The following is a 10,165-nucleotide window of genomic DNA, read 5'->3' as shown; positions in this document are numbered from 1 at the left end:
TGCTACTCCGTGCTTGGGCCGCGTCAGGATTCGGTGCCGTCAAGGCTGTCGAGGTCGAGTGCCATGTCGATGAGGTGCTGGAGGTCCATCTCGTCGATGGACCCGGCCGCGTCATCGGCATGACCGGTGGAGGGTGTCGCCGCCTGGGGGTCGGCCAGCTGGAGCAGCGACTCCAGCAGTCCGGCCTCCCGGATCCTGCTGATCGGGAGGGCCGCCAGGGTCCTGCGCAGTTCGGCGTCCTGGGGGTCGGTGTCCACGACCGCGGGGCCGGCGGCCGGGCCGTGTCCGTCCGGGGCCAGCTCGCGCAGCAGTTGCTCTGCGAGGGCCTGCGGGTTCGGGTAGTCGTAGACGAGGCTGGCGGGCAGTCGCAGCCCGGTCGCCGCGCCCAGCTTGGTGCGCAGCTCGACCGCGGTGAGCGAGTCGAAGCCGAGCTCGCTGAAGGCTCGTCCGACGCCCACGTCGGCGGAGGAGGCGTGGCCGAGGGCGGCCGCCACATGGTCGCGGACCACCTCCAGCACCGCGTCCCGCCGTTCGCTCTCCGTCAGCCGGGCCAGTCGCTCGCGCAGCCCGGACGCCGGTGCTCCCGCCGTGTCCTCGCCGTCGGTGCCGTCCCGCAGGGCGGTACGGACCTGCGGCAGATCGTCGAGCAGCGGGCTCGGACGGGCCGCGGTGAAGGCCGGGGCGAAGCGCTGCCAGTCGACGTCGACCACGGTCGCGGCCGTCTCGTCACGGGACAGCACCCGCAGCAGGGCGGCCATGGCCGGCTCGGGCGACATCGGCGGCAGGCCGCGCCGGCTGAGCTGCTCGGAGGCGTCGCCCTCGGCGGCCATGCCGCCGTCCGCCCACGGGCCCCAGGCCACCGAGGTGGCGGTCAGACCGCGCGCCCGGCGCTGTTCGGCCAGCGCGTCGAGGAAGGCGTTGGCCGCGGAGTACGCACCCTGCCCGCCACTGCCCCACACCCCGGCGATCGACGAGAAGAGGACGAAGGCGTCGAGCGTACGGTCCTCGGTGTCGCCCGGGAACAGGCTGTCCAGGTGGATCGCGCCGGTCGTCTTGGCCGCCACGACCGAGGCGAACTCGGGGAGTTCGGTCCCGGTGCCGGGCACCTGGGAGACGCCCGCCGCGTGCACCACGGCCCGTACCGGGGCACCGTCGGCCGCCAGCTTCTCCACCAGGGAGGCGAGCGCTTCGCGGTCCGCCACATCGCAGGCCTCGACGGTCACCGCGGTGCCGGTGCCGGACAGTTCGGCCACGATCTCGGCCGCACCGGGCGCGTCGGCGCCCCGTCGGCTGAGCAGCACCAGCCGCTCGGCGCCGGTGCCCGCCAGCCGGCGGGCGACGTGCTTGCCCAGCGCGCCGGTGCCGCCGGTCACCAGGACGGTGCCGCGCGGCGTCCACTCCTCGCCGCCGCCGGGCGCCGTCCGCTGCGCCAGGCGCCGCACGAACAGCCCTCCGGCGCGGATCGCGAGCTGGTCCTCGTCGCCGTGCGCTCCGGCCAGCACGCCGGCCAGCCGGGACAGCGCCCGCTCGTCCAGCGTCTCCGGCAGGTCGACCAGGCCGCCCCAGCGCTCGGGCTGCTCCAGGGCGACGGTCCGGCCCAGGCCCCAGACCTGCGCCTGCGCGGGGCTGTCCAGCCGGTCGCTGCCGTCGACGGAGACCGCGCCGCGCGTGGCGCACCACAGCCGCGCCGAGGCGTACTCCGCACGCCCCGCCAGCGCCTCGGCCAGCGCGTTGGTCAGCGCCAGGCCGACCGGCACCGCGGGGTGGGCGGGGTGCGCCCGCTCGTCCAGCGCCAGCAGCGAGAACACTCCGGCCACCGGGCCTTCGGTGCCCGCCGACGCCAGCCGGGCGGCGAGCGCCTCGGGCTCGGTGTCCGCCGCGTCCAGCTCGACGCGTACGATCCGCGCCCCGCGCCGCGTCAGGTCCTCGGTGACCGCGCCGACCCGGGTGTCGTCCACGAGGCTCGCGGGGACGACGACCAGCCAGTTACCGGCCGGGGCCGACGGCCGCTCCTGCGGCTGCGGCTTCCAGACGACGTTGTAGAGCCGGCCGTCCGCCGTGGTCCTCTCCTGCTCCCTGCGCCGCCACGACGACAGGGCGGGCAGCACGGCGCTGAAGGGCTCTTCGCCCTCCACCGCCAGCTCGGCGGTGAGGGTTCCCATGTCCTCGCGCTCGACCGCGTCCCAGAACCGCGCGTCCACCGCGTCCAGCGCGGTGCCCGCGGCGGGCGCCTCCGCGGTGCCGCCTTCCGGCCAGAACCGGCGGGGCTGGAACGCGTACGTCGGCAGGTCCTCGACCCGGCGGGCACCGGTGCCCGCGTAGTACGCGGCCCAGTCCGGAGTCACACCACGCACATGCAGCCGGGCGACAGCCTGAACCAGCATCTCGGATTCCGGACGGCCCTTGCGCAGCCCGGCCACAAACACAGCCTCGACACCGGTGACGCAGTCCTGCGCCATCGCCGTCAACACACCATCCGGACCAAGCTCGACGAAGGTCGTGACACCCTCGGCCTCCAAAGCGCGGATGCCATCAAGGAAGCGCACGGCCTCACGGACATGACGGACCCAGAACTCCGGGCTCGTGATCTCCTCGGCGGAGACCACCGCACCCGTCAGGTTGGAGACGACCGGAATACGAGGCGCCTCGTACGACAGCCCCTCGGCCACCGTGCGGAAGGCGTCCAGCATCCCGTCCATACGCGGCGAGTGGAACGCGTGCGAGACCGTCAGACGCTTGGTCTTACGACCCTGCTCCTCAAAGGCCGAAGCGATCTCAAGCGCCGCGTCCTCGTCACCCGCGATCACGACCGACTGCGGGCCGTTGAGGGCGGCAATGCTGACGCCCTCGGTCAGCAGCGGACGAACCTCTTCCTCCGACGCCTGCACCGCGATCATCGCGCCACCGGAGGGCAGTTCCTGCATCAGACGACCACGAGCGGCCACCAGCTTGGAAGCGTCGGCAAGGGACAGCACACCCGCCACATGCGCGGCGGCCAGCTCGCCGATGGAGTGCCCGGAGAGGAAGTCCGGCGCGATACCCCACGCCTCGACGAGGCGGAACAGCGCCACCTCGACCGCGAACAGCGCAGGCTGAGTGAAGCCCGTCCGGTCCAGCGCCGAAGCGTCGTCCCCGAACAGCACACTCTTCAGCGGCAGTTCGAGATGCGCGTCCAGCTCCGCGCAGACCGCGTCCAACGCGCCAGCGAACACCGGGAAAGCGTCGTACAGCTCACGCCCCATACCCAGCCGCTGGCTCCCCTGACCCGTGAACAGGAACGCCGTCCTGCCACCGGCCACCGAACCCTCGACCAGACCCGCCGCGGACTCGCCACGCGCCAGCGCGTCCAGGCCCCGGCCGAGCTCGTCGGCGTCCTGGCCGAGCAGCACCGCGCGGTGTTCCAGGGCCGAGCGGGTGGTGGCCAGGGCGTGGGCCAGGTCGAGCGGGCGCAGCCCCTCGGTGGTGTCCAGGTACGAGCGCAGCCGCCCGGCCTGGGCGCGGAGGGCGTCCTCGCTCCGGGCGGAGACCGGCCACGCGAGGACGGGCAGGTTCGTCGTCCCCGCGTCCGCGGCCGGGGCCGCGTCGGCCGGAGCCTGCTCGATGAGCGCGTGGGCGTTGGTGCCGCTGAAGCCGAAGGAGGAGACGGCGGCACGGCGCGGGCGGCCCGTCTCCGGCCAGTCGATGGTCTCGGTCAGCAGCTCGATGTCGCCCGCCGCCCAGTCGACGTGCGGGGTGGGCTCGTCGATGTGCAGGGTCTGCGGCAGCACGCCGTGCTCGATGGCCTTGACCATCTTGATGATGCCCGCGACACCGGCGGCGGCCTGCGTGTGGCCGATGTTGGACTTCACCGAGCCGAGGAGCAGCGGCTGTCCCTCGGGCCGGTCCTGGCCGTAGGTGGCGAGCAGGGCCTGCGCCTCGATCGGGTCGCCCAGCGTCGTGCCCGTGCCGTGTGCCTCGACCACGTCCACGTCGGAGGTGGACAGGCCGGCGTTGGCGAGTGCCTGGCGGATGACGCGCTGCTGGGAGGGGCCGTTGGGGGCCGTCAGGCCGTTGCTCGCGCCGTCCTGGTTGATGGCGGTGGCGCTCAGCACGGCGAGGACCGGGTGGCCGTTGCGCCGCGCGTCCGAGAGCCGCTCCACCAGCAGGACGCCGACGCCCTCGGACCAGATGGTGCCGTCCGCGTCGCCGGAGAACGCCTTGATCCGGCCGTCGGCGGCCAGGCCGCGCTGTCGGCTGAACTCCAGGAAGGCGCTGGGGGTGGACATCACCGTGACGCCGCCTGCCAGGGCCAGCGAGCATTCGCCGTTGCGCAGCGCCTGCGCGGCCAGGTGCAGTGCCACCACCGACGACGAGCACGCGGTGTCGACGGTGAGGGCGGGGCCTTCCAGGCCGAAGGTGTAGGAGAGCCGGCCGGAGGCCACGCTCGCCGAGTTGCCGGTGCCCAGGTGTCCTTCGAGCCCCTGCGGCTCGTTCAGCCACAGGGTCAGGTAGTCCTGGTCGTTGGAGCCGATGTACACGGCGGTCTTGCTGCCGCGCAGCGTCACCGGGTCGATGCCGGCCCGCTCGAACGCCTCCCAGGTGGTCTCCAGCAGCAGTCGCTGCTGCGGGTCCATGGCGAGGGCCTCGCGCGGCGAGACGCCGAAGAAGTCCGCGTCGAAGTCGGCGACGTCGTGCAGGAAGCCGCCGTGGCGGACGTAGCTGGTGCCTTCGAGGTCGGGGTCGTCGCTGTAGAGGGTGTCGAGGTCCCAGCCGCGGTCCGCGGGGAAGGGGGTGATGCCGTCGCCTGCGGAGACCAGCAGCTGCCAGAGGTCCTCGGGCGATCGGATGCCGCCGGGGAAGCGGCAGCTCATCGCCACGATGGCGATCGGGTCGTCGTCGGCCGCGGCGGTGGCCACCGCCGGGACGGCGGCCTCGGCCGTGTCGCCGACGATCTCGGTGCGCAGCCAGTCGGCCAGGACGAGCGGGGTCGGGCGGTCGAAGACCAGCGTGGGCGACAGGCGCAGACCGGTCGCCTCGCGCAGCTGGTTGCGCAGCTCGACGGCGGTCAGCGAGTCGAAGCCCAGCTCCTTGAACGCCCGGCCCTCCTCGACCTCCTGCGGGCCCGCGTAGCCGAGCACCGCCGCGACCTGCGTACGGACCAGGTCGAGCAGCAGCCGGCGCTGCTCGGACTCGCCCAGCCCGGCGAGCCGTCGGGCCAGGCCCAGGTCGCCGGCGCCGGTGGCGGCGTGCGCCGCGCGGCGCGGCGGGACCCGGACCAGGCCGCGCAGCAGCGGCGGGATCCCGCCCGCGGCCGCCTGCTTGCGCAGCGCCGCGGTGTCCACGTGCATCGGGGCCGGCGCGGCCTCGGCCGTGGTGAGCGCTGCGTCCAGCAGCGCCAGGCCCTCCGCCGGCGACAGCGGCGGCAGGCCCGCCCGCCGCATGCGGCTGATGTCGATCTCGTCCAGGCCGGCCGCCATGCCGGCGCCGGCCCACGGGCCCCACGCCAGCGAGGTGGCCGGGAGTCCCGCGGTCCTGCGGTGCGTCGCCAGGGCGTCCAGGAACGCGTTGGCGGCGGCGTAGTTGCCCTGTCCCGGGCTGCCGAACAGCCCGGAGGCGGAGGAGAAGAGGACGAACGCGGAGAGGTTCAGCTCCCGCGTCAGCTCGTGCAGGTTCCAGGCCGCGTCGACCTTCGGGCGCAGCACGTGTGCGAGCCGCTCCGGCGTCAGCGAGGCGATCAGGCCGTCGTCCAGTACTCCGGCGGTGTGCACGACGGCGGTCAGCGGGTGGGCGGCCGGGACCGAGCCGATGACCCGGGCCAGTGCGTCGCGGTCGGCCGCATCGCAGGCCGCCCAGGTCGCCTCGGCACCCGACTCGGCCAGTTCGGCGGTCAGTTCGGCGGCCCCGTCGGCCTCGGCGCCCCGGCGGCTGACCAGCAGCAGCCGGCGTACGCCGTGCTCCGTGACCAGGTGCCGGGCCACCAGCCCGCCCAGTGCGCCGCTCGCGCCGGTGACCAGCACCGTGCCGTCCGTGTTCCAGACGGTGGCGGTGTCGTCCGCGACCGGCACCCGGGCCAGCCTCGGCGTCCTGACGACGCCCGAGCGGACGGCCAGTTGCTCCTCGCCCGAGGCCAGCGCGGCCGACAGCGCGGCACGCGCCTGCCAGTCGTCGATGTCCAGCAGGACGAAGCGGTCGGGGTTCTCGGCCTGCGCCGAGCGCACCAGGCCCCGTACGGCGGCCTGGGCGAGGTCGTGCGGCGAGGCCGTCAGGACCAGCCGCGAGTCGGCGAACCGCTCGTCCGCCAGCCATGCCTGGATCAGGGTGAGCGCCTCGGCGGTGGCGCGGTGCGCCGCGGCGGCGGCGTCCTGGTGCTCCTCCGCGTGGGCCGGGACGAAGACGAATTCCGGTACGTCCGCGCCGGATGCGACGGCCTCGGCCAGCGCCGCGAGGTCCGCGTACGCCGGGATGTCCGCGCCCGCCGAGGCCGCGGAGCCCAGGGCCGCCCACCGGCCGTGCTCCCCCGTGCCCGTGTCGGTCACGCCCGCCAGTTCGGTCCACTCCAGCCGGAACAGCGACTCGTGGTGGGTGGCCCGCGCGGTCTGCAGCTGCTCGGCCGTGACCGGGCGCAGCGCCAGTGCCGCCACGGCGGCGACCGGGGCGCCGGTCGCGTCCGCGATCTCCAGCCGTACGCCTTCGGCCCCTTGCAGCTCCAGGCGCACCCGCAGCGCGGCGGCGCCGCTCGCGTACAGCGACACCCCGGTCCAGGCGAAGGGCAGCCGCCCCTGGCCCTGGTCGTCGGTGTCCAGTGCGAGGGCGTGCAGCGCGGCGTCCAGCAGCGCCGGGTGCAGGCCGAACGCGGTGGCCTGGGCCGCGTCGGGCAGGCGCACCTCGGCGAAGAGCTCGGCGCCGCGCCGCCAGGCGGCCGTGAGCCCCTGGAAGGCGGGGCCGTAGGGAAGTCCGCCGGTGGCGAGGGTCGCGTAGAGCTCCTCGACGTCGGCGGGCTCGGCGCCGCTCGGCGGCCATTCGGTCAGTGCGAAGTCCGGTCGCGGGGCGCCGGTGGCGAGGATGCCGGTGGCGTGCCGGGTCCACGGTGTCTCGGCAGGGGCGTCCGCCGCGCGGGAGAGCACGGACAGCGGACGGCGGCCTTCGCCGTCCGGCGCGCCCACCACGAGCTGCAGCCGGACGCCGCCCCGCGCGGGCAGCACCAGCGGTGCTTCGAGGGTCAGTTCGTCCAGGTGGTCGCAGCCGACCTGGTCCCCCGCGCGGATCGCCAGCTCGACGAAGGCGGTGCCGGGCAGCAGCGCCGAGCCCAGGACGATGTGGTCGGCCAGCCACGGGTGGGTGTCCAGGCCCAGCCGTCCGGTGAACAGGAAGCCGTCGCTCTCGGCGAGCGGCACGGCCGCGCCCAGCAGCGGGTGGTCCGCCGACTCCAGCCCCACGGCGGTCACATCGCCGGTCGGCGCGCCGGGCTCCAGCCAGAACCGCTGGTGCTGGAAGGCGTACGTCGGCAGGTCCACGCGGCCCGCGCCGGTGCCCGCGAAGTACGCGGCCCAGTCGACCGCCGTGCCGCGTACGTGTGCGCGGGCCACGGCCGTGGTGAGCGCCTCGGCCTCCGGGCGGTCCTTGCGCAGCACCGGCACGAACGCCGCGCCGTCTCCGGTCACGCATTCCTGTGCCATGGCGGCGAGCACGCCGTCGGGGCCCAGTTCGAGGTATGTGGTGACGCCCTGTGCCTCGAGGGTCCGGACCTTGTCCAGGAACCGTACGGCGTCCCGGACGTGCCGCACCCAGAACTCGGGGCTCGTGATCTCACCGGTGCAGACCACGGGGATCCGCGGGGCGTGGAACGTCAGCTTCTCCACCACGGTGCGGAAGGCGTCGAGCATGCCGTCCATGAGCGGGGAGTGGAACGCGTGGCTGACCGTGAGGCGCTTGGTCCTGCGGCCCCGGGCCTCGAACCCGGCCGCGATCGCGGTGACCGCGTCCTCGTCGCCGGAGACGACCACGGACGTGGGCCCGTTGAGGGCGGCGATGCCGACGCGGTCGCCCAGCAGCGGCAGGATCTCGTCCTCGCTCGCCTCGATCGCGGTCATCGCGCCGCCGGCGGGCAGTTCCTGCATCAGGCGGCCGCGGGCGGCCACGAGCTCGCAGGCGTCCGCCAGGGACAGCACCCCGGCCACGTGTGCCGCGGCGAGCTCGCCGATGGAGTGGCCGGCCAGGGCGTCGGGTCGCACACCCCATGTCTCGAGGAGCCGGAACAGGGCCACTTCGAGCGCGAACAGCGCGGGCTGGGTGAAGCCGGTCCGGTCCAGCGGCTCGGCCTCCGAGCCGAACAGCACGTCCTTCAGCGGCCGTTCGAGGTGCGGGGCGAGGCCGTCGCAGACCGCGTCCAGCGCCTCGGCGAAGGCCGGGTACGCCTCGTACAGCTCGCGGCCCATGCCCAGCCGCTGGCTGCCCTGTCCCGTGAAGAGGAACGCGGTCCTGCCACCGGCCACCGAACCCTCGACCAGGCCCGGCGCGGACTCGCCGCGGGCCAGGGCGTCCAGGGCGGCGCGGAAGCCGTCACGGTCGGCGCCGACGATGACGGCGCGGCGCTCCAGGGCGGCGCGGCCGGTCGCCAGGGAGTGGCCGATGTCGGCCACGGTGGCGGGTGCGCCGTCGAGGTGGGCGGCGAGGCGCCGTGCGTTCTCGCGCAGCGCGGTCCCGCTCTTGGCGGAGAGGGTCCAGGGCAGGAGGGGCGGTACGACGGCGGGGCCGGCCGGGGCGTCCGCGTCCGTCTCTTCCGCCGTCTCCTCGGGCGCCTGTTCCAGGATGGTGTGGGCGTTGGTGCCGCTGACGCCGAACGCCGATATGCCGACGCGGCGCGGCTGGCCGGTCTCGGGCCAGGGCCGGGCCTCGGTCAGCAGGGAGACATCACCGGCCGCCCAGTCGACCTCGGGCGTGGGCTCGTCCACGTGCAGGGTCTGCGGCAGCACGCCGTGGCGCATCGACATGACCATCTTGATGATCCCGGCGACACCGGCGGCAGCCTGGGTGTGGCCGATGTTGGACTTCAGCGAGCCCAGCCACAGCGGCTGGTCCGCGGACTTCTCCCGGCCATACGTCGCCAGCAGCGCCTGCGCCTCGATCGGGTCACCCAGCGTCGTACCCGTGCCGTGCGCCTCGACGACGTCGACCTCGGCAGCGGACAGGCGGGCGTTCTCCAGAGCCTGACGGATGACACGCTGCTGCGCGGGGCCGTTGGGCGCGGTCAGACCGTTGCTCGCACCGTCCTGGTTGACCGCCGAGCCCCGCACGACCGCCAGCACCTGGTGGCCGTTCTTACGGGCGTCGGAGAGCCGCTCGACTAGCAGCACACCGACGCCCTCGGACCAACCGGTGCCATCGGCCGAGGCGGCGAAGGACTTGCACCGGCCGTCGGCCGACAGGCCGCGCTGCCGGCTGAACTCCACGAAGACATCGGGGTTGGGCATCACGGTGACGCCGCCGACCAGCGCCAGCGAGCACTCGCGCGTGCGCAGCGCCTGGGCCGCCCAGTGCAGCGCGACCAGCGAGGAGGAGCAGGCGGTGTCGATGGTGGCGGCCGGGCCCTCAAGGCCGAAGGTGTAGGCGATCCGGCCGGACAGCACGCTGGTGGCGCCGCCGGTCAGCAGCAGGCCCTCCAGCCCTTCCGGCGCGCCCTGGAGGTCGTTTCCGTACCCCATGGCGGCGGCGCCGACGTAGACGCCGGTCTTGCTGCCGCGCAGCGTGGCCGGGTCGATCCCGGCCCGCTCGAAGACCTCCCAGGAGGTCTCCAGCAGCAGCCGCTGCTGCGGGTCCATGGCCAGGGCCTCGCGCGGCGAGATCCCGAAGAAGGCGGGGTCGAACTCGGCGGCGCCGGGGAGGAATCCGCCGCCGCTGTTGTAGAAGGTGCCCTTGCGGTCGGGGTCGGGGTCGGCCAGGGCCTCCAGGTCCCAGCCGCGGTCGGCGGGGAATCCGGAGATGGCGTCGCCACCGCGGTCGACCAGCTGCCACAGGTCTTCGGGGGACTGCACGTCCCCGGGGAAGCGGCAGCTCATCGCGACGATCGCGATCGGCTCCTGCGCCTCCTCCTCCACCTCGGTCAGGCGGCGGCGGGCCCGGCGCAGCTCAGTGGTCATCCACTTCAGGTTGTCGAGAAGCTTCTCTTCGTTCGCGCTAGCCACTGAAC

At 74.4% G+C, this 10,165-nt stretch carries 1 protein-coding gene; it reads right to left on the bottom strand.

Going from position 1 to position 10,165, the window contains the following annotated elements; translation table 11 throughout:
• Positions 1-23: 23 nt before the first annotated feature.
• Positions 24-10,160, bottom strand: coding sequence for a type I polyketide synthase (locus DXZ73_RS31400; protein WP_116214355.1), 10,137 nt, complete (start codon positions 10,158-10,160; stop codon positions 24-26).
• Between the last annotated feature and the right edge of the window lie 5 nt (positions 10,161-10,165).

Source organism: Streptoverticillium olivoreticuli subsp. olivoreticuli (assembly GCF_003391135.1).
GTDB classification, from domain to species: domain Bacteria; phylum Actinomycetota; class Actinomycetes; order Streptomycetales; family Streptomycetaceae; genus Streptomyces; species Streptomyces blastmyceticus.
Note: the sequence above shows the minus strand (reverse complement) of the source record. Positions and strands in the feature narration are given on the sequence as shown.